Here is a 22,090-nt window from a genome sequence, read left to right as displayed (position 1 = left end):
GTGATTCAAGGCAAAGCCTGTTTATCCAGCCTAGTGTTATACCTACACTAGGCGCTAACCACATCGGCAAACAGGTAATAGCATGACTTCATTTTTCAAACAGAAACTTTCACGTATAAGCCCTACACGCAACGCGCTACAACCTCATCGACTTTTTGTACTATCTATAATGCTTGGCATGCCTTTCATGTCCTACGCCGACACGAAAGTGGTGCCCGCAAAGGAGGTAGAATGGGGATATTTAAATCCGCTTCGTGGGGATAAAAGCCCAGGCGCCGCTGATTTGTGGGGAGATAGAACACAAGATACTGCAACGGGTATGTTGGTGCGCTTTAACAAAGGGTTTGAGTCGCCGCCCCACATTCATAATATTACGTATCGTGGAATTGTCATAGAAGGGCAAATGCACAACGATGATCCTAGCGCAGCCAAAATGTGGATGCCCACAGGCTCGTTTTGGACTCAACCCGCCGGGGAAGATCATACTACCGCAGCTAACGATACAACTAACCTCATCTACTTAGAGATTGACGAAGGCCCGTATCTGGTTAAACCATCAAACGCACATTTTGACAATGGTGAACGCCCCGTGAATCTGCACATCAACAATATGGTTTGGCTTCACGACTCTGATTTAGTAACCCTATCTGCTGATGGCGTTAAGGCAACCTATTTATGGGGAGACACCCAAGATGTATTTGGTTCAATGCTTTCTTTACCGGCAGGATTTAACGGCACGATTACGGCCTATGGGCAATCATTTAAAGCTGTCGTCATAAAAGGTGCGGTGAACTATACGTATTCAGATGCGCAGGTAACTCAACACACCGCAATGGGCTCAACAGATAGCGATGAAGGGAACAAAACTATCGCCCTTGGCGCGGGAAGTTTCCTAGAATCAACCGGCGAAAGCCAACACAAGGTTAACAACACGAGTGATGGCGAGGTACTTGTTTATATTCGTGCCGATAAGCCTTTCCAAGTAAGCCAATAGCGGCGCCATCAAACGCGAAAAACTTACAACTGCAAAGAGTAGCCTGGCTACTCTTTGCTGAATTGAATTAAGTGGCTTAGATACAGGGCAACGGCAAAGACTGCCAAGCTCAAAGTGCAAAACCACCACACCAAAGCAATGCTCAGTACTTCACTCGTCACCATACTCACCCACAACGACAATACCAAACCCAGCCACCCTAAAATAACAAGGCCTCGCGGTTTTACGGCAATGCTTGGGTAGTTATTTTTGAGCACCTTATGATGCTTTTGCATAGAAAACGCCAAACATGAAAAGGCGAAAAGTTGGATAAGTGCAACAATAGTAGTCACTGCCCTGCTCCGTGACGCCTAAATTTTCTAGCCAGTATTAGCAATAATCCACCAAACACTAAAAAAGCAGGAATAAAGCTTAAATAAGTCATGTCACCGGTAATGACCCCATGCTGAATGCGGCTAAAATACATACTTAGCTCAATCATTACGAGCGAAAAACAAAAAAGACTCGCCAATAATGTTTGTTGGTACCAAGCTCGACGAGCGCTCCCAGAGTATAAAGCATGATGAAAGCTCGCCAACCATACAATAAAAAAACTATTTATTTCCCATTCACTGCGCATCGCCATGGTTTCAGGCAAAAGCTTATTGGCAAGAAAGAAGCTTATACACGCAAGCACTAACCCCATTATTGCAGCCACATTTCCTTTTTCCATTAATGCCAGGGTTAAACGGCTTTGTTTGTTCGATTTCTTACGTTGGTTTACCCAAATGATATTGCCAGTAGCGATAAGTGCGCACCCTGCCACACCTAATGCAAATAATAACCAGCGCATACCTATAGGAGCATAGTTAGCCTGATGCAACCCATACAGCACCCGTCTTATTTGGGCAGGCACAGTTTCATTTTCATAGCCGGGTAGAACGTCTCCTGTATAACTGTGAAAGACAGCGCGCTCTGCCCGGTTAGATACAGTGGTGGCCTTACTACGTTCAACAATCGTGCGACTGTTACTGAACTGGGGTTTTTCCACGGTAATTTTGGCAATAGGGTTAGGCTCTTGCCATGTTTTAGCTAGTGTTGAGGTTATTCGGCTTATTTGTATTTGCGTCTGCTCCTGCACTTTTTGCGCGGGCGGCAGTTGAGCCAAAGAGGGAATAATTTGCTTGTTCACCCCTTTTTCGCCCCTCTCAAAGTGGCTATTTGCTGCATAGGGCATGTACATAATGGCGTAGATGAAAATACCACTGACACAAATCATGATACAAAATGGCAAGGTTAAAATGCCAGCCAACGCATGAAAATCGGTAAGCCATTTTTTCAGTTTGTGGGGCCGTAAGGTGAAAAAATCTCTAAAAAAACGGCGATGGGTAAAAATACCGGTAAAAATAGCTAACAACATGGCCATAGCAGCAATGCCCACTATGTAGCGCCCTCCGTAGCCGCGTAATTGCAGGGTATAGTGGAAGTTTCGAAAGAATAAGCCACCTTTGGTTTCCATTTCTTTTTCTAGCGCGGCCGTATCAGCATTAAATGTGACCTTTTTCCGGCTTTTATCTTTACGCCATTGCACGTACCAGTGCGCGTTTCTATCTGTAGGCAAATGTACGCGCCACTCGTCAGCATCACTGGCATTCTCTTTTAAAAAAGCAAAAGAATGATCAATAAGGGTATCTTGAGGAAGGCTAATTACATGTCGCTCAGGCATTAAATAGCGGGTCATTTCAGGCGTAAAATAGCTTAGTGTACCTGTGACAAAAATGGCAAAAAGTAACCAGCCGCAGAACACACCCAAATAGGTATGCAACCAAATCATGCTTTTTCTGAATGTTGCTTTCATTATGATGTCGCTAAAGGGTTGATACGTAGGGCAAGCCAAGAAAACACAGCACAATACTGAAAAAAAGCATGAGGCTCCACGCCCGAATGTTTGCTACAGCAAAGCTGATAATAAAAATGGCGAAGAATAAAAAGTAGCTAAGCATACATGCACTCAGTACCGCCACGCCTTTACTCAGTGAGAAGCCCGTCACAAAGCAATAGGTGAGATAAAAAGTACTCAGTGCAGATACAGCATAGCCGCCCACTATGGCGGCTATGCTACGTAGCCATATTTCTACGTATTTTTTCAATGATGCAACCTACGTTAAAAGCTATACGAAGCGGTTAGCTTAACGTTACGCTCTTCGCCTGGGAGGCCACCCAAGTACATTGCGCTGCTGTAGTAGTCAGTATTGTCTAAGTTTCGAACGTTTAATTGTACGTTCCAATCATCAGACACATAGCTCACGGCCGCGTCCCATACTGTATATGAGTCAACGAATGCGTAATCGATACCAAAGGCTGACGCAGAAATAGTGCGTTCGTCTTCGTAGGTTACGCCCACACTAAACTTCACAGGCGCTGGCAGCGCATCGAAGGTATGACTGTAAGTTAGCCATGTGCTGGCGAACTTTTCTGCAATCCCTTTAGTTTGCTCTTCATCAGTGCTTGAGGCATGCGCACCAGGCTCGGTGACAGGATCTTGATATGTGCCATTCGCATTAAGTGACCATTGTTCGTTGATATCAAAGTTAATGTCTACTTCTACACCTGTGGTGCGATCTTGTTCATCGTAGTAGTATTCCGGCACATCAACGTTATACGAAGGGTCGTCAATATTGTCTTCATATAAGGGGTTGCTGTATTGAAGGTTGGTTCTAGCAGTATCAAAAAATACAATTGAACCAATAACCTGCTCTTCAAGCGCCGTGAAACGCACACCAAAATCCCACGATTCCGATTCTGAATCAGGCTGATTATCTTCTTCTGCTAGCGCATCTAAAATACCGTACGCGGTTCTTCCCTTAGAATGGTTAATGAACGTACTCAAGCTATCACTGAATAAGTAGGTTAAACCTAGGTTATAGGTAAATCCGTTGTCACTGGTATCGTACTCTGGATTACTGTCGCTATATTGGTTTAGGTAAGTTTGTTTTACCCCACCGTAGGCGCCACCAAAACGGCCAGTAAAGTGCTCATTAAAGTAAACCACTTCTTGGAAACTCACGCCCCAGCTACTCACATCTTTGTTGTATTTGCTGCGTAAGGAAGGGTTGTAATCTTCAAATGTGCCAGTAGGCCAATTAGGGTCGCGTATATCTAAAATATACGGTACAGCATCGCTTCGTGTATCGTCTGCGTCCCAAATAGACCACTGTGCGTAGCTAATGTCGTGGTCTTCATAGTTCACGCTGGCTAAATGTTCACCTCGAACATCGCCAAAAGACCATGTTTTGGTGACATCAAGGAAATACTGCCACACTTTCTCATCAGCCATTACCTTACGATACTCTTGTCTGCGTGCCGCAAACGGGTATAGCACACCATCAATAACAAGCGGCGCACGAGGCTCTAAATTAGTGGTGCCATTACGATCAACGTACACGTAATTGAAAGCACTGGTTTGACGAATGTATTCAGATTCGTACGAGCGATATTGAAGTTGCTGAGTTAGTGACCAGTTATCACCCAATTCAATATCTTGGCGTACTTTAATGCGGAACTCTTCCCCTTCATTAGGGCGTGAAATAGGCGAAATAAGACTGGTGTCACCTAAATCATAAGGCTGCACACCGTCTGTTGACGTGAGTGATGCGGCTAATTCGTCTCGTTGTTCATCAGTTAACTGTAAACCACCTGACTCTGCAGTGTCATTAACCAAATCATCACCGGTTAAACTCCCTGCGTCTGTATCAAACATGGTTAAATCGATTAATCTCACTGGATGACCCACTGAGTCAACTTGTACCGCATCGTCAATATAGGCCGCAGAGACTAAAAACTGATTGTCTGGTGATGCAATGAATTTTAGTGACGTGTATAACTCACTGCGTTCGTCACTCAAACCTCGATAGCCGTCAGATTGTTCGCGGTTTGCCACCACGCGGTAAGCAAGATCTTTATTAATAGCGCCGGTGGCATCTAGCATTATTGAATAGCTGTCCCAGCTACCGACGGACGCGCGAATTTGATACTGATCTTCAAACTGGGGTTTTTTCTCAATCAGGTTAATAATACCCCCAGCCTCACCCATGCCATACAAGCCTGTTGCCGGCCCTTTCAATACTTCTATACTTTCAACGTTGGTCATTGAACGAGTGGGGTTGTAGCTATTTCCCAGGTCAGCGCCCGCGTAAATACCATCAAAGGTATAATTCACACCAAGGCCACGGATAGCTAGGTTGTCTCCCACGCCATAGTTGTTTCCATCTTGACTCAGGCCACTAATATTTCTGATACTTTCTTGTAGTGTGCTAACCCCTTGTTCGTTAAGCAAGGTGCCATCTACGACGACAATGGCCGCTGGCGTTTCCATCAAACTCATATTTGATTTGGTAGCAGTACCTGACTCTAAAATCAGTCGATTATGGCGGCCGTAAACTGTAATAACGTCAAGATTTTCATCGCTTACTTCAGCGATATCTGTTTGTTCAACCTCTTCCTTTTCAACATTCGCTTGCTGTTGGGCAAACGGCGTTGAAACATAAAGTAAAGAAAATAGCGCTGTAGTAGCGCTGAGCGTTTTCGATTTGGCAATATTAATGTGCATCGAGTGTCCGTCTATGAAGTGTATGTAAAGTCACCTTTAATCTAGAAAGCAAAAGGCGTGCGAATGATAATTAGTCTCATTACTTAATTCAACTTAATTTACAAAAAACTGAACTTATCGCGAACCCTGCAAAAAAAGGGTGCTTGACCCGGTAGAATGAATGCTCTACCCTTTAAGTAGAACATTTATTCTACCCAAACGGTTTACCCTAAGGTGAAAGACATTGTTGCCTACTATGGATAAAAAAGTGGAACTCGCGTCACGCCTTGAAGACGCCTTCTCTCTTCATGGCTTTGCAGAGCCAAACGTAGCCACGTTGAAATCACATACGCAAACCACACTAAAAACACTGTATAAGTACTTTCCGTCAAAGGAAGATATGATAGTGGCCGCACTAAATAACAGGCACAACCGATACATCAGTTTTCTGGAACAGGGCTGCCCTCCTCACATAGACGCTGCGTTAGATCATATTCTTCAGCGTTTAGCCCATTGGCTAGAACACTATGCCCCGCGAGGATGTCTGTCGCTTCAAGCATTAGCAAGCTATCCAAATAATGAACAAATAGCGAAGGCGGTGAATTCACACAAACAGGAAGTCAAAGGTTGGTTTGAATCTCGACTTGGGGATAAAAGCCTTGCAGAGCGCGTATTTCTCATTCACGAAGGTATGTCTAGTGCTTGGCCTACACTGGGCTACCTCGCCCTTGACGCGGCAAAGGCCAACGTAACTGCACTGCTAGTAAGCCCCTCAAAAGTATGAATCTGATATTGAAAGTTAGCGAAAAGGAAACGTAATGACATTCGTACCTGCCACCATGAAAGGCGTTCAATTAACTCAGCATGGAGGGTTAGACTCCCTCACGATAAACCCTTCAATCCCTGTACCTTCACTCACCCCTAACGATGTGCTTATTAAAGTAAAGGCCGCAGGGGTTAACAACACCGATTTAAACACACGTATTGGTTGGTATTCAAAAGGTGACAATGATGCAGATGACGCTGGCTGGGGCGGCACTGCACTGAATTTACCCCTTATTCAAGGTGCGGATGTATGTGGTTACATTGTGGCGGTAGGTGACAATGTGAGTAACGCGCGTATTGGGGAAAGGGTGTTAATTGAGCCTTGTTTATTTGAGGCTAATAGCGAAGCATTGTCTTCACCCTGGTACTTTGGTTCGGAATGTGACGGCGGCTTTGCTCAGTATACAAAGGTAGCCAGTCAGCACGCTCACGCCATTCACTCTTCATTGAGCGACATCGAGTTAGCCTCTTTTCCCTGTTCCTATTCCACCGCAGAAAATATGCTATGCAGAGCTCAGGTCACTGAAAAAGATAGCGTGTTAATCACGGGCGCATCCGGCGGTGTGGGTTCGGCCGCGATTCAATTAGCAAAGGCCCGTGGCTCGAAAGTAGTGGCGGTGACCAGCGAAAATAAACGCGACGCCATATTACGTTTAGGGGCAGACGCGACCCTTGACAGAAACGCTGATTTTAACACTTACGCCAAAGCTCAGCCCTTCGACGTAGTGATTGATTTAGTCGCTGGCCCTCGCTGGCCAGAACTGCTCGACATACTTAAGCCTTTCGGTCGCTATGCCACTGCCGGTGCCATTGCGGGTCATACCGTACCGCTCGATTTACGCACACTCTACTTGAAAGATTTGCAGTTACTGGGTTGCACCATTCTGTCCGAGGGAGTGTTTGCCAGCTTAATTCAACGTATAGAGGCCAATCAAATAAAGCCACTGGTAAGCAAGGTTTATCCCTTAGAGGACATTACCCGCGCCCAGCAAGATTTTGAACGAAAAAACCATATCGGCAAGTTGGTGCTCTCAGTCGAGTAACAACTGTCTGATGTAGGGTAATTTTCACACTCCTTCCTCTGTGTAGAACTAAACCCATTTCCATTGCATACGTATAGTGAAAGGTAATTTATTGCTATTGCACAGGGAAAGCTATGGACACGTCAATGAGTAAGCTGCTTAACAAGCTAGTTAAGGAGCAAGATGGAGATAAGGTTTCTGCGGGGAAAATTATTGCTCGCTTTGAAGACAGAGGTTTTGGACCTTTGCTTTTAATACCGTCGTTAATTGCGCTACTGCCTACTGGCGCTATTCCTGGCGTGCCTACCTTTTGTGGCATTACGCTTTTCTTAATTTGTGTGCAAGCTGCCATGGGCCGAGAGAGCCCATGGCTACCCAATAAACTGACCCAGCAACAAATTGAAACCGATAAACTTGAAAGCGCCGTGGAAAAAGCCAAACCCAAGGTTCAGCGCGTAGAAAAGTTATTACGGCCACGAATGACGCAGCTCTCTCAAACTCCCATGAAAAACGTTATCGCGGGCTATTGTGCCATTGCCGCGCTATGCATGATCCCTCTTGAAGCGCTGCCTTTTGCGGTAGCTTTACCTGCGTTCGCGTTATGTATTACAGCGTTAGGGATGACCAATCGAGATGGTGTGTTTATAGGTGTGGGTTCTGTCCTTCAGTTGGGGACACTGTACCTGGTTTTGACCACAATAGGTGTGATGTAGTCCAGCGGCCCTCTACCGAATTGCTCACCGGCGATGACGGCGAAAAGGCATTAACAGTAAGCCAATGACACTGGCGTTTTGCTTTGACGCTGGAATCTCTGCTTGCCCTATTTTGATATCGTCGTCGCTAAGCGAAGCTTCATGTTGGTAGCTATTAAAAAGTTTATCCCACCACGACACACTGAAACCAAAGTTGCTGTTTGAGTCTTCAATACGTTGACTATGGTGAATACGATGCACACGTTGCGTAATAAACAGTTTGCTGATGGCATTATCTACCGCTGAGGGCAGTTTAATATTGGCATGATTAAACATAGCAAAACCGTTCAATGCCACCTCAAAAATGACTACTGCTAATGCGGGTACGCCAAGAAAAATGACCACGGCGGCTTTAATCAGTAAACTCAAGGCAATTTCGATAGGGTGAAACCGTAGGCCTGTTGTGGTGTCCACATGGCTATCTGCATGATGCATTTGGTGAAAACGCCATAATAACGGCACGGTATGAAACAGGCGGTGTTGCCAATAGATCACCAAATCTAACAAAAGCATACACACACTTATTTCAATCCAAGCAGGCAAAGATAGACGATTAAACACCCCCCAATTGGCGTTATTTGCCCAAAGCGCCACACCTACTAATGCGCCCGGCAATAAAAGACGCGTGATGAGTGCGCCGGCCAATACCATCGCAAAATTCCCCCGCCATCTTACCCAAGCAGAGAGCTGCGCTTTACGTGCAGGCCGTGTTGCTTCCCACATTGCCATCACCGTAAAAATACACACAAACGCGCCGACTCTTATCAAAGATTCATTTTCCATAGGTGGCTAACCTACTTCCTTTGTCGCCGTGAACATCATGATGCCCCCTGAAGATATCAACCCGCATTGCGTTATAAACACAGCTATTTCTCAAGTGCTTTTAGCGTGGTAAAACCAAATACAATGCGGGTAACCACAGTTATAGCGCACGCACCAGCAAAAAGGTACGCCAATGGCGCAAAATAACTGGGCCACAGACAAAACGCGAGAAACACGGCTATAGTTTCTGTGCCCTCAGTTAAACCCTGCATGTAGTAAAAGCTTTTATTTGAAAACTGCGGCCTATCGATATTAAATTTTTCAGCCGCAATGGCAAAGGCAAGAAAACTACTGCCTGTACCGATAAAGCTGGCGATTAATACCAACGCTGGAACGCCCCATTCTTGAGGGTTGGCCATACCAAAAGCCAAGGGTACGGAGGCGTAAAACAAAAAATCCAGACAAATATCTAAAAAGCCCCCTGCACTACTGCTACTGCTTTGATACCTAGCTAGCTCTCCATCAATACCGTCACAAACTCTATTTAAGCAGATACACGCAAACGCCCCGCTCCATACACCCAAAATAATAAACGGCATTGCAAGCAGACCTAGACAAAAACCCGCCACGGTAATTTGATTTGGCGTCACATTTTGTTTATCAAGCCAACTCACCAAAGGCCTAAGCATTGGCTTAATGTAAGGCGTTACTTTTGCATCTAACATGAAGAAATCTCAATAATTCGGCCACCAGCAGCAACGGCATCATCGCTATCGTGTGTCACCATTAAGGTAGGAATGCCACCTTCTTTTAATTTATTAAACACCCAGGCTCTCATGTGCGAGCGAGTCTCAGGGTCAAGCTTACTAAATGGCTCATCAAGCAATATTGCTTTGGGAGCCGCAGCTAGCGTACGCAGTAGCGCTACGCGAGACTGCTGTCCGCCGGATAAAGATTGCACCGGTCTATTTGCCATTTCATCTAAGCCAACTGAGGCGAGCATTTGAACAATATGGCGTCGTTTTTCATGTTTAGAACGCGTGGCATATTGCAGATTTTGAGCAAGCGCAAAGCCAATATTTTCAGCCACACTCATATGTTCAAATAAAAAAGGATCTTGAAACATCAGCCCTATTTTACGCTCATAGGGTGCGAGTTCATCAATGCAGTTGCCGTTGAGGTAAATACGCCCTGTTTTCGAAAAAGGCGGCATTAAATGCCCTGCAATTGCCGCCAACAATGTTGACTTTCCCGAACCGCTCGCCCCCATAACAGACACGATTTCCCCCGATTTAATTTCACTATTTAACGTTAATAGCGGTTTGCTTGTATCCAGTTGTTGATTATAAATCGTAAGACTATCCAACTTTAACGTCATACGCCCCTTGCCCTCTTAAAAAAATTCAAACGCTCACTAGGCGAGAAAAGACGCGGAGAAAACCACCACGCTAAGCTAAAAAACAACCAAGGTAATAGCGCTTGAATAACCACATATACCGCAGTTAAACGGCGACTGCTTCCAGACGCCAATGCCACAGCTTCTGTGGTAATCGTCGTATACTGCCCGGCAGCTACTAACAACGTAGGCAAATATTGCGCAACACTTATTGCTATACCTAACGCAAGGGCAATCAATAACGGGCTAATTAAAAGCGGCAGTTTTATTTGCGTAAATACCTGCCAAGGTGTTTTTCCTAAACTCGACGCAACTTGTTCGTAGCGCGAGTCTAACTTGCGATACGCCACTGCCAGTGAGATAAACACATAAGGCAGCACGTAAACCAAATGCGCAATAAACAGTGATAGAAAAATAGTGTCAGGCAAAAAGCGTTGCTGAAACCATACTAACCCGTACAAAAAGGCCACACCGGGTACCAATAACGGAAGAAACAGTAAGACAGCGAATATTTTAGGGGAATAACCTATGGCGTTGTCTTTGCCATGAGCACTTTCAAACTCTAGCGTCAACAACGTAAGCACCACCGCAACCACGCTGACGCTTCCTCCTAACACGACTGTATTTAATACCACTGGCCCCAGACTACCCAATGCTGTTTGCCAATGCAGTAGAGTAAGGCCATCAGGAAGCAACGACGAAAATGTCCAATATGTGGAGAATGACCACATGATCACACTGAATAACACCAACGCACTGACGATGGCGTAAAGGGTTAAAATACCCGTGGCAAAAAATCTCACCATGTGTTTAAACAGGCCACTTTCTTTACTCAAAAAATAGGTTTTTGAAAAAAGCCCTATTCCCTTTTCTATCAAGCACCACACCAGTAGAGCACTTAACGTGACACCCACTTGAATCATGGCGGCAGCACTCGCCTGAAAACGCAGACTAAGATCCACATGATTAAACCACTGAACAACTGCCACGCCAAGGGTTGCAGGGTTATTTGGACCTAACAACAAAGGTATTTCCACATTTGCCGTCGAAAATGCCAATACGGCTAATATAGGCAGTCGAATTTGCGGATAAATAACAGGCAACACCACTTTAAAAAAAGCAGACTCAGGTGAATTCCCCATCATGATCGCCGCTTTACTATACCCTTGCACGGTTTTAACCACCTGGGGCTGTGCCATCACCCCCAACGCCATTAGCAGGATAAACGGCAGTTCTTTTAACGCTAACGCAAAGACAATGGCCACACCGTGTTCATCATAAGGAAAAACCCAGTTAACCGGCACCCATCCATATTCCCCTACCCCAAATTGATTTAACAGCTTGCTAAACAACCCCGCTGGAGAGAGAACAAACAGCAGTGCAATAGCAATGCCGGCATGTGGCAGCACCAACAAAGGGCTTATTAGCCGCTGAACACGTGATAACAGCGTAGTGTTATACAGAAAGGCCAGAATGACAAAGGCGCCCGTTACGGCAATGACTGTCGCCATCACCCCCGTGGTAAAAGAAAGCTGAATCATCTTAAGGTTAGAGGGCTGGGCAAAAAATGCGTGAAATGCCTGCACATTGAACTGTTCACTGCCTAATGCAGGGAAATAACCAAAAGCAGGTAGAATAACCCCCACCACCCCGGCGGTAATGGGCACAAATAACACGGCCATAAAAAGTAGGCTCGCGCCCTGGGTATAGCGCTCAAAGACCGTCATTAAAAGTAACCTTGATAGCGCGCGAACCAAGCCTCTTTTAGTGCTTCTGTCCAACTTGCGTGAGGTTCTGCAAAAAGCGGCACAGACGCGTCAGAAGGTAAAGCAGAGGGGTGTTTATTGTGTTGTTTAAACAGTGCTCGTTGCGCCTCATTCAGCATGGCCATATCCAACACTGTGTCATCCCCCCATGTTTGTAACTGCATTTTCTTCGCTTGTGCCCGAGGCGATAACAAAAAATCCACCACGACTTTAGCCTCTTCGAAATGCGCCGCGTTAAACGGAATACCAATAAAATGCACATTGGCAAGGCTACCGTCATTCATGGCGTAAGTGCGAACACTAGGCGGCAAATCGTAACGGTTAACCGCGCTAGGAATTTCTGCGGCAGTAAACGAAAAAGCAAGCCATAATGACTCGCTATCCATTAAACGTTGTAACTCAGAGGCCTGACGCACGCGGTATTTCCCTTGTTGCCACATTGTTGGGTGCAGTGCATCTAAAAAGGTCCATAAGGGTTCAGATAATTGCTTGAATGCCTCCGGCGTTACCGGCTCATATAACCTATCGCGGTGTTGATTGTTTAAAGCAATAAGCGCGTATTTTAAAAAACTAATGCCTAGGTAATCACTGGGCAATGGATAAGTGAAACGCCCTGGATTTGCCTTAGAAAACTGCAACAATGCCGGCAGGGTTTTAGGAGGATGAGGCAACAATACACTATTGTGATAAAAAACCATTGCAGCTTTACCCCATGGCGCTTCTTGCCCTTCTGTAGGTAAGCCAAAGTCGGTTACCATGGCGGGATTTTCCGTGGCGTTGGTGAGTGAAAAATGAGTAAGCGTGGCCACCCAGTTTGATTTCAATAAACCATGGCGATGCATGGCAGCAAAGTTTTCGCCATTAATCCAAATGAGATCCACGCTGCCATTATCAAGATTGCCTGCCGCCTTTTCAGCCAACACCCGAGACACCGCGTCACTGGTATCCGCCAGCTTTACATGATTTAAATCGATATTATGTAGCCGCTTAACCTCTTGCTTCACCCATTGCAAATAGCTATTAACTTGCGCACTGCCGCCCCATGCATGAAATTGAACGGTATCGCCGTTCGCGTTAGCACATAGCAAACTTAACACTACACAGGCAAACCCAAGTAGTCTTAGGCGCAATACCGCAACTCCTTGGAATTTGCGCTTATTTCTCCCGATCATTCAATGCCCAGTCGTAATCGGAAAATTCAATGTTTAAGGTACCCGCTCTTAATGCTCTTTGCTGCGCCTCAGTTAAATCAAATGCGCTTACATATAACAATAAAAAGCCATTTAATGAGGTAGCCCCTCGCCAAGGCGCTTCAAAATCATCGCGATACCAATCAAATATTTTTGAAACCTTTAAGGTATTACCCTCAATATAATGCCTTGAATTATCAGACAGAAAACGTTGCGTTTGCGATTCGAGTTGCTGCGATAATTTGGCTTCTGTATAGGCTTCCTCGCGTAAGGCGGGGCAGCCTATACTGGCACAATTAACCGCGAAGTGAATGCGGGGTTCTTGATATTTGTTGCCACCGCGAATTAACCCATGCTCGATATTATCCAAGGTGCGCGTTTTTCCTAGAAGAGGCGCAAACGCCTGCTTCCATGGTGAAGAAAAAAAGCCACCAATATCTCGAATAGACTCAATATCGGGGTAATGTTCAATGATCAACGCCAGAGTGTAAGCATTATAGGCGTTAATTAAAAAGGCCAGTTGTCTGTCTTTATTCCAACCCGCAAACGTGGCAGTATCGATAGCGGCTAAGGCAGATAAATACCCATCTAATTCTGATTTATCCTTTGCTAATGCGGCGTAATCTACCTGGGTACTTTTACCATCATTAATGGCGACAACGTGCTTTTGTAATAACTGGTCAAAAGGCGCATGCAAGTTAATTTGGGCAAAGGGTGGCGTAGCCACGAAACACAAAGTAAATAACAGACACCGTATGGCTAGCCCATTGTGTATAGCATTCATCACCTTATCCTCTACGCCAAGTATGAAATTTTTCAACGTAGGTAAGTAGCTTTTCTGGCGCATTGGCACGCTTCCAGTTTCCCGCAGCATATTTAGCACCTTCTGCCCAAGTGGGGTACGTATGAATAGTGCCTAAGATTTTGTTTAACCCTAACCCGTGCTTCATGGCGATAACAAATTCTGCCAGTAAGTCACCGGCATGCTCTGACACAATAGTGACACCTAGAATTTTATCTTTCCCAGGTGGCGTCAACACTTTAATAAAGCCTTTTCGCGCGCTTTCGGCTACCGCTCTATCCAATTCTGCAAATTCGTAGCGTGTCACCTCAACCTCTATGCCCTTTTCCTGCGCTTCGGTTTCATTAAGACCTACCCGGGCCACTTCGGGGTCGATAAAAGTGGTCCATGGAATCACACGGTAATCCACTTTAAACTTCTTAAAGCTGCCAAATAAGGCATTAACGGCTGCGTACCACGCCTGATGGGAAGCTACGTGAGTAAACTGATAGGGCCCAACCACGTCTCCTGCAGCAAAGATATTGGGCATTATTGTTTGTAAATATTCATCGGTATCAATGGTTTTATCGAAGGTGATGCCTATTTCTTCTAATCCAAAACCTTTCAATCTGGCTTTTCGTCCAACTGCAACTATGACTTCGTCGTAGGCAACCGTGTGTTCCCGCCCCTCTTTAGCCACGACTAACACTTTTTCTCCGTTTTGCAATTCAAAGCGAAGCGCATCGTGGCGAGTGAGTACCTTAACGCCACTTTCTCGCAAAACAGAATCGGCGTATTCCGCCACATCAACGTCTTCACGCCCCATTAAACGTGGTGCGCGTTCTATTTGCGTTACCTCGCTACCTAGGCGAGCAAATGCTTGTGCAAGCTCACAACCAATAGGGCCGCCACCTAGCACGATTAAACGTTTAGGTGCAGTGTCTAATTGCGCAAATTTCTGCCATAAGGTATCAGAGGTTACATAGCCACTGTCCTCTATACCGGGTAAATCGGGTACAAAAGGGCTAGCGCCCGTAGCAACTACAATATTTTTCGTGGTTAATGTTTGCGTACTACCATCGCTTTTACGGATATCAACGGTCCAAGGGTCTCGAATTTTTGCGTACCCTTTAACAACATCAACACCTAGGTTGGTGTACCTTTCTACACTGTCGTTAGGCGCTATAGCCGCGATAACCTCATGCACTCGCGCCATGACCCTCTTAAACGACATGCTGGGCTCTATAGCGTTAAGGCCATAATTGTCGGCGTTTCGCATTTGGTTGGCTACTTTGGCAGTTTTAATAATGGCTTTACTGGGTACACAACCGTAGTTCAAACAGTCTCCTCCCATTTCGCCCGCTTCTACCAAGGTAACTTTGGCTTTTACCGCAGCTGCAATATAACTGGTTACCAAGCCTCCCGCGCCTGCCCCAATTACCACCAAATTACGGTCAAACTTTTTAGGTTTAGTGTAACCCTTGTATACCCGTCGACGATTCACTATTGCGACAATGGCCTTGGCAATCCAAGGGAATAGACCTAAAAGAACGAATGAAAAGATAAGTGAGGGGGAAACAATACCTGACAGGCTCTGTATTTGCGCTAACTGGGTTCCCGCATTCACATAAACCGCAGTGCCCGCTAACATGCCAAGTTGACTTACCCAGTAAAACGTACGCACTTTAAGGGCAGTTAACCCCATTAACAGGTTAATTAAGAAAAAGGGGAAAACAGGCACTAATCGAAGCGTAAAAAGGTAAAATGCCCCTTGTTTTTCCACCCCTTCATCAATCTTGTTCAACTTATCCTTAAACTTATTCCGAACCGTGTCTCTCAAGATAAAACGCGCTACTAAAAACGCCAATGTCGCCCCTATGCTTGAGGCAAACGAAACAATAATAAGCCCCTGCATCAAGCCAAATAACGCACCCGCGGCGAGGGTCAGTATGGCGGCGCCGGGCAAAGATAATGCAGTGACGGCCACATAAATTGCGAAGAATGTGGCAATACTTAATACCGGGTTTTGTGCAATTTGAGACTGAAAAGTATCTAGCGACCCTTTCATTCCTTCTAAGGTCAAATAGGTATTTAAATCAAAATAAAAGAAACCGAATATGGCAGCGGCAATAACCGCAACTAGCACTAATTTTTTAAACATCATTGGTCCTTAATTGCGCTTAAAACGCATACTGCATCGTGAGTTGTAAGTGTCTTGGCACATTCGGCATCACGAGTGTAGCGCCAAAGTATCCGCCTTCAAACACAGGCTGCCAATTTTCTTCATCGGTCACGTTGATAATATCAGCGCGAAGCCTTAGTTGCTCGTTCACACGATAATCGGCATTGATATCTAACGCTATTTGGTCACGAATATACACGGTTTGCAAAAAATCGAGTGGAAATGATTTGGTGTAAAGAAAGCTAGCGCCCACCGCAAACTTTCCATTCACTTGCCAACCTGCATTCAGTGAGGCTATCTGAGAAGGGATCCCTTGCACCCGTGTATTTGACGGTGCGAATGCCGCAAAAGAAGGCGATCCTACGCCTGTACCTTCGATGATATCCGGGCGGCTACTGTCAAATACGTCAAGCACTTGCGCGGTTTCCTGAAAGGCCGCAGAGTCATCAAACCTCGCATCAAGATAGCTGTAAGCCCCATTCACCCAAACCTGTTCGTTTTGGTAAAATACTTGTAGCTCTGCACCTTGCGTGGCAATACCACTGTTGCTGCCATCACGATTTCGCAAACTGCGGGTTTGGTCGAATAACGACGCTTCTGCATACCAGCGATCATTGGGTGTCAATTTAACGCCCACTTCGTATAAGGTATTTTCCGTAGCAAAGTTAAGCGGGTTTATTTGATTATCAGCACCTAGTACCGTTCCACCAGCCATACTGTTAGAGGTAGCATCATTTTCTGAGAATACAGCGTAAAGGTTTATTTTCTCAGTTAACCCGTATACCGCACTGAGCTGATAACTGGTTAGCGTATCACTATAATTATCAGAAGCAGCCTCCACACCTTCCGGCGCTAATGGGTCTTGCGCCGCTACATCATAGTAATCTAGCCTAATCCCCGCCACTGTCGTTAACCGTTCGCTCCACTTTGACTGCTGTTGAAGCATCAAACCGGATTGCCACGCCCGTGAATCCGTTGTATCGGATAGGTTGAAATCGCCATTACCGTCACCGTCTACATCATATTGTGCACCAGGGGACACAAAGACGTTGGGGCGAATTTCAACAAGACGTGCTTTTTGCGCGTCAGTAAGAGGAATAACGCGGTTAGATAAAGGCCCCGTTAAATCAATGGGGTTGTCTGCTTCCGTGGTAAATTGACTGTAGCCCAGAACGTCGTTTAAGCGCAGCGCTAGCCCCACCGTAGTGGTTTGTGACGTGGACCAGGTGTAATCTAATTCGCTTCGATTTTCAAAAGTGTGCGCGCCATCAATAATTTCAACGAAGCTATTTTGGGCAATTTCTTCCCGTTCTAAATATTGATAATAACTAAGGTTTCTCAGTTTTATTTTCGGAGAATATTGATAGGTAAGATGACTGCGTAATACGGTGGTATTTGCACCATTTACATCATCCGGGTGAGTAAACACACGATGGCGTGGAATTTTCACTTCGCCGGTAGGAGACACTATGGCTCCCGCTCCTGGTACCTCACTCCCATTGGCCTGCACGCCCTGCCCTGTAATATATACGCCATTATCTATCAGGTCTTGCGTCGGGCGATTGATACCCGCATTATCAGGGTAATCCGTGTCGTAATACTCCCCACTGATATCCCACGTTAGCGCTTCGCTGGGGGTATAACGGTAGGCTATAAAAAGGTTAGTACTTTCTGTTTCTACAAAATCGTAAAAGCTGCCTTCATTGACATATTCGGTGCTGAGACGAAAACCGCTTTCCCCTTCTTTAATACTTTGCCCGTAGTCTACTTGTGCTGAGTATTGATCCCATCGGGCTGCACGAAAAGTCGCTTTACCTGCGCGCCCCAAGGTGGGTGCAACCTTGGTTTGTAGGTTAACAAACCCGCCGTTACGCTGAGTGCTTCCAAACAAAATGGGCGATGGCCCTTTTACGACGTCTAACTGTTCCACACTGTTAAACGACAACGGAAGCCCAAAGCCATTATTACCGGCTTGCCGGCGGATACCGTCTTGAAAAAGTTCACCCAACTGACCACGAATACTTGGCAAGCTAGGCGTACCAAAGCCACTAGACGCATAAGCATTAGGCGCAGCTTTAACGATATCGTGAAGATCATTAATATTTAACGCCACCATTGCTTCTTTCGACAATGAGGTAACGGAACGAGGCGTGTTTGCCGCACTTAAGCTTTCGCCAAATAGCCCACGAAGTGAGTTATCAGCGGGGTTCATATTCAATAACGACGACGCGTTGCCCTTAACTTCTACTATTTCTATTTCATTTTCTGTGAGTTGTTGAGCAGAGATGCCCTGACTAACTGCAAGGGCGAGCGCACTTAAGGCAAGGCCAACGACGTTTTTCATGTAATTTTCCGTTTTTAATTCTTATTTGACTAGACCGATACGCATTTTAAAAAATTTCAGAACACTTTTTATTTTCAGAAAATGAATATAAATGAAAGTTTAAACTTGAACGGTCGTTCTATATCATTAGACTAAAGTATAGAAACGAAATTGGAGTACTCATGCAAAACCCTCAGCAAGATCCCCTCTCTTTAACCTCCCGCCTTAGTTGGGCCTTACTCTCTCTGCGCGTAGCCGTATTTATTGTGATGTTTGTTTGGACACTAGATAAATTTGTCAACCCAGCCCACAGCATGAAAATTTTCGAAAAGTTTTATTCGATTGGCGGTGTGCCAGAAACAGCGGTATATGTATTAGGCGCCTTTCAACTTGCTTTGGTATTAGCATTCGTGGCTGGCTTTGCAAAGCGTTACACCTACGGATTAGTCTTCCTTCTCCACGGTGCCTCAACCTTGTCATCATTCCAACAATACTTTGACGCCTTCAATCACTTACTCTTTTTTGCAGCATGGCCAATGTGGGCAGCGTGCTTCGCCCTTTATTTACTAAGAGATGCAGACACTAAATTCGCCATGAGTCATTAAAAACCTCGTTATTGAGTGGCAGCGCGATAAAGTGCATGCCATTCATTTTCTTCCACGGGCATTATCGACAGCCTGTGCCCCTTTTTCACTAACCCCACCTCCGTCACCTCCGGTAAGGACTTTATGATTTTTAACGGCAATACGGTGTTAAACTTTTCAACAAACTTCACATCTACCCGGTACCACCTCGGCGCATCTGCTGATGCTTTTGGGTCATAATATTTTGACTCGGGGTTAAATTGTTCAGTGTCGGGATAACCCGCTTTTACCACTTCAGCAACACCGGCAATACCTACCTGTTTGCAACTGGAATGATAAATAAATACCTTGTCGCCCAGTTGCACCTTGTCTCGCAAAAAATTTCGCGCTTGGTAATTTCTTACGCCATCCCACGGTTCAGTTTGCTGAGGTCACGCCGCTAAATCATCAATACTGAAAGCATCAGGTTCTGTTTTAAATAGCCAAAAACCCATTAATCTCTCTCACTCATGGTTAATTTGTGAGGCATAAGTATACAAACTGGGGTTATTTAATGATAGCGGGATACCGTAGCGAAGCGCTAACTGTTATAATCGCCTCACATGTCTTGGTGCCAACGCTTGCTAAGTAGAACCGCTAGCCTACGCACAGACCCCATTTCTTTTTCTATGTGTGAATGTTATGCAAGCCACCATTAAAGCCGATCGCGGCCTATTTTCGTACCCTAAATATTGGCCACACTGCCTAGGCACTGCGCCCTTTCTTCCCATGTCAAAAGACGAGATGGACGCACTGGGTTGGGACAGTTGCGACGTCATATTGGTCACTGGCGACGCGTATGTAGATCACCCTAGCTTCGGCATGGCTGTTATAGGTCGTGTACTTGAAGCCCATGGCTTTCGCGTAGGTATCATTTCGCAGCCCGATTGGAAAAGTAAAGACGACTTCATGAAGTTAGGTAAACCTAACTTATATTTTGGCGTCACGGCGGGAAACATGGATTCCATGATAAACCGCTATACCGCAGATAAAAAGCTGCGTCACGATGATGCTTACACGCCAGGCAATGTGGGCGGGAAACGCCCCGATCGTGCAGTTACCGTTTATTCTCAGCGGTGTCGTGAAGCCTTTAAAGGCGTGCCTGTTATTGTGGGTGGTATTGAAGCCAGTTTGCGCCGAATTGCACATTATGATTACTGGAGTGAGAAAGTTCGTCGCTCTGTATTGTTCGATTCCAAAGCAGATATGCTCTTTTTCGGTAATGCTGAACGCCCCCTTGTAGAAGTGACACACCGCCTTGCTGCTGGTGAAGATATTGCCGATCTTAGAGACATTCGCGGTACCGCCATTATTGTTAAAGAAGCGCTACCTGAATGGCAAGGTGTGGATTCAACCTCGTTGGACAAACCGGGTAAAATCGAACCCATTCCTAGCCCTTATCAGATGGAGCCTGAATGCGACTCGCAGGATAAGAATGCCAGTAATAGCGAAGCGCCAGAAGCCGCCCCTATTGTGATTCAGCCTCCACAAAAGGAAAAAGAGAAACGTAAGCCTTGGGAAAAGGTGTATGTGAAACTGCCTGCTTACGAAACGGTAAAAGACAATAAAACCCTGTATGCTCATACGTCACGTATTCTCCATCAGGAAACCAATCCCGGATGTGCACGGGCGTTGATGCAGCGTCATGCTGATAGACATATTTGGATAAACCCACCGGCTATGCCTCTTGAAACTGAAGAGATGGACGCCGTGTTTGATTTACCCTATCAACGGGTGCCTCATCCTGTCTACGGCGATGCCAAAATTCCGGCGTACGACATGATACGTTTTAGTATCAATATTATGCGTGGCTGTTACGGCGGTTGTACTTTTTGTTCTATTACAGAGCATGAAGGCCGTATTATTCAAAGCCGTTCTGAAGATTCTATTGTTCGTGAAATAGAACAAATTCGAGATACAGTGCCAGGTTTCACTGGGGTGATCTCTGATCTTGGTGGCCCAACGGCCAACATGTATCGTCTGCGCTGTAAAAGTCCGAAGGCAGAGGCAACTTGTCGTCGTCCTTCTTGCGTGTATCCAAGCATTTGTGCGCACATGGATACAGACCATAAACCCACCATCGACCTGTATCGCCGTGCACGTAATTTGCCTGGTATCAAAAAGATTTTGATCGCCTCAGGTGTGCGTTACGACTTAGCAGTAGAAGACCCTGAGTATGTCAAAGAACTTGCCCTTCACCACGTTGGCGGCTATTTAAAAATAGCCCCTGAACATACCGAAGAAGGGCCGCTTTCTAAAATGATGAAACCAGGAATGGGCAGCTATTATCGTTTCAAAGAGTTGTTCGACAAATACTCTCAAGAAGCAGGTAAGAAGCAGTATCTTATCCCCTACTTTATTGCATCGCATCCGGGTACCACCGACGAAGATATGTTGAGCCTCGCGATTTGGCTTAAGGAAAATAAATTTAAACTTGATCAGGTACAAAATTTCTACCCTTCGCCCATGGCCACTGCAACCACTATGTACCACACAGAAGTGAACGCCTTGCGTAAAGTGACCAAGGACAGCGAAGATGTCCCTTCTGCAAAAGGTGAAATTCACCGTAGATTGCACAAAGCCATGTTGCGATATCATGATCCGAAAAACTTTGCGCAAATTCGTGATGCCCTGACAAAAATGGGACGTGAAGATTTAATTGGGCGAGGACCACAGCATTTAGTGCCCCCTGAAACCGCCAATGAAAAGCGTCAAAAGGCGAGTAAAGGACGAAAAGGTGAACGCGCATTAACTAAGCACACAGGGTTACCGCCTTCATTTCAGCGTAAAGGTAAATCGAATGGCAAGTCTTCGGCTAACAATAATGGCCAGTCAAATAGAAGACAAAATACAAAGCCAACAAATGCAGGCAGTAAAAGATAACCGAGCACAATAAAAATCGCCGCG

18 protein-coding genes and 1 pseudogene are annotated in these 22,090 nt (G+C 45.6%); 6 read left to right on the top strand and 13 right to left on the bottom strand.

Features of this window, described 5'->3' with window-relative positions:
- The first annotated feature begins 169 nt into the window (after window positions 1-169).
- A complete protein-coding gene (locus tag EP13_RS08665; RefSeq protein ID WP_052364527.1) occupies window positions 170-994 on the top strand; it encodes a DUF4437 domain-containing protein in 825 nt (274 codons plus the stop codon).
- 47 nt (window positions 995-1,041) lie between these two features.
- On the opposite strand, the gene EP13_RS08660 is transcribed toward EP13_RS08665, so the two are convergent.
- From EP13_RS08660 to EP13_RS08645, 4 genes are read right to left on the bottom strand one after another with little or no spacing between them, the layout of a single operon-like run.
- Window positions 1,042-1,326 carry a DUF3325 domain-containing protein gene (locus EP13_RS08660; RefSeq protein ID WP_044056939.1) on the bottom strand — a complete coding sequence of 95 codons (285 nt, stop codon included), beginning with the start codon at window positions 1,324-1,326 and terminating at the stop codon, window positions 1,042-1,044.
- Entirely contained in the window at window positions 1,323-2,831 is a 1,509-nt protein-coding gene (locus tag EP13_RS08655) for a PepSY-associated TM helix domain-containing protein (RefSeq protein WP_052364340.1), read from the bottom strand. The genes EP13_RS08660 and EP13_RS08655 overlap by 4 nt, the downstream gene beginning before the upstream one ends.
- 10 nt (window positions 2,832-2,841) lie before the next feature.
- A complete protein-coding gene (locus EP13_RS08650; RefSeq protein ID WP_044056938.1) occupies window positions 2,842-3,123 on the bottom strand; it encodes a hypothetical protein in 282 nt (93 codons plus the stop codon).
- Window positions 3,124-3,137: 14 nt separating this feature from the next.
- On the bottom strand, window positions 3,138-5,582 hold the full coding sequence (locus tag EP13_RS08645; protein WP_052364339.1) for a TonB-dependent receptor: 2,445 nt from the start codon (window positions 5,580-5,582) through the stop codon (window positions 3,138-3,140).
- Window positions 5,583-5,817: 235 nt separating this feature from the next.
- On the opposite strand from EP13_RS08645, the gene EP13_RS08640 reads away from it, so the two are divergent.
- The 3 genes from EP13_RS08640 to EP13_RS08630 all read left to right on the top strand — a co-directional run bounded on the left by EP13_RS08640 (window position 5,818) and on the right by EP13_RS08630 (window position 8,121).
- Window positions 5,818-6,345 carry a TetR/AcrR family transcriptional regulator gene (locus EP13_RS08640; protein WP_044056937.1) on the top strand — a complete coding sequence of 176 codons (528 nt, stop codon included), beginning with the start codon at window positions 5,818-5,820 and terminating at the stop codon, window positions 6,343-6,345.
- A gap of 34 nt (window positions 6,346-6,379) precedes the next feature.
- Entirely contained in the window at window positions 6,380-7,429 is a 1,050-nt protein-coding gene (locus EP13_RS08635; protein WP_044056936.1) for an alcohol dehydrogenase family protein, read from the top strand.
- A 125-nt stretch (window positions 7,430-7,554) separates the two neighbouring features.
- Window positions 7,555-8,121, top strand: coding sequence for an exopolysaccharide biosynthesis protein (locus EP13_RS08630; protein WP_231497937.1), 567 nt, complete (start codon window positions 7,555-7,557; stop codon window positions 8,119-8,121).
- A 24-nt stretch (window positions 8,122-8,145) separates the two neighbouring features.
- Here the strand turns inward: EP13_RS08630 and EP13_RS08625 are convergent, their stop codons facing one another.
- From EP13_RS08625 to EP13_RS08590, 8 genes are all read right to left on the bottom strand, one after another.
- A complete protein-coding gene (locus EP13_RS08625; RefSeq protein ID WP_044056934.1) occupies window positions 8,146-8,943 on the bottom strand; it encodes a sterol desaturase family protein in 798 nt (265 codons plus the stop codon).
- Between the two features lie 83 nt (window positions 8,944-9,026).
- Window positions 9,027-9,647 carry a CDP-alcohol phosphatidyltransferase family protein gene (locus tag EP13_RS08620; RefSeq protein ID WP_044056933.1) on the bottom strand — a complete coding sequence of 207 codons (621 nt, stop codon included), beginning with the start codon at window positions 9,645-9,647 and terminating at the stop codon, window positions 9,027-9,029.
- Window positions 9,641-10,300 (bottom strand): ATP-binding cassette domain-containing protein, encoded by a 660-nt coding sequence (locus EP13_RS08615; protein ID WP_044056932.1) that lies wholly within the window; start codon window positions 10,298-10,300, stop codon window positions 9,641-9,643. The genes EP13_RS08620 and EP13_RS08615 overlap by 7 nt, the downstream gene beginning before the upstream one ends.
- Window positions 10,297-12,045: an ABC transporter permease gene (locus tag EP13_RS08610; protein ID WP_052364338.1), complete on the bottom strand. Its 1,749-nt coding sequence runs from the start codon at window positions 12,043-12,045 to the stop codon at window positions 10,297-10,299. The genes EP13_RS08615 and EP13_RS08610 overlap by 4 nt, the downstream gene beginning before the upstream one ends.
- Window positions 12,045-13,214, bottom strand: a complete 1,170-nt coding sequence (locus tag EP13_RS08605) for an ABC transporter substrate-binding protein (RefSeq protein ID WP_044056930.1) — start codon at window positions 13,212-13,214, stop codon at window positions 12,045-12,047. The genes EP13_RS08610 and EP13_RS08605 overlap by 1 nt, the downstream gene beginning before the upstream one ends.
- A 25-nt stretch (window positions 13,215-13,239) precedes the next feature.
- A complete protein-coding gene (locus EP13_RS08600; RefSeq protein WP_044056929.1) occupies window positions 13,240-14,058 on the bottom strand; it encodes a DUF547 domain-containing protein in 819 nt (272 codons plus the stop codon).
- Between the two features lie 4 nt (window positions 14,059-14,062).
- Window positions 14,063-16,216, bottom strand: coding sequence for an FAD-dependent oxidoreductase (locus EP13_RS08595; RefSeq protein WP_044056928.1), 2,154 nt, complete (start codon window positions 16,214-16,216; stop codon window positions 14,063-14,065).
- Between the two features lie 19 nt (window positions 16,217-16,235).
- Window positions 16,236-18,581, bottom strand: a complete 2,346-nt coding sequence (locus tag EP13_RS08590) for a TonB-dependent receptor (protein ID WP_044056927.1) — start codon at window positions 18,579-18,581, stop codon at window positions 16,236-16,238.
- Between the two features lie 161 nt (window positions 18,582-18,742).
- Between EP13_RS08590 and EP13_RS08585 the strand changes: the two genes are divergently transcribed.
- The gene (locus EP13_RS08585) at window positions 18,743-19,165 is read left to right on the top strand and encodes a DoxX family membrane protein (protein ID WP_044056926.1); all 423 of its coding nucleotides are present in this window, start codon (window positions 18,743-18,745) and stop codon (window positions 19,163-19,165) included.
- 8 nt (window positions 19,166-19,173) lie between these two features.
- On the opposite strand, the pseudogene EP13_RS08580 reads toward EP13_RS08585, so the two are convergent.
- A pseudogene (locus EP13_RS08580) lies at window positions 19,174-19,638 on the bottom strand (EVE domain-containing protein).
- 187 nt (window positions 19,639-19,825) lie between these two features.
- Between EP13_RS08580 and EP13_RS08575 the strand changes: the two are divergent.
- Entirely contained in the window at window positions 19,826-22,066 is a 2,241-nt protein-coding gene (locus EP13_RS08575; protein ID WP_052364337.1) for a YgiQ family radical SAM protein, read from the top strand.
- Window positions 22,067-22,090 lie beyond the last annotated feature (24 nt).

The organism is Alteromonas australica (assembly GCF_000730385.1).
Lineage (GTDB): Bacteria > Pseudomonadota > Gammaproteobacteria > Enterobacterales > Alteromonadaceae > Alteromonas > Alteromonas australica.
This window is presented reverse-complemented; position numbering and strand designations above follow the sequence as displayed.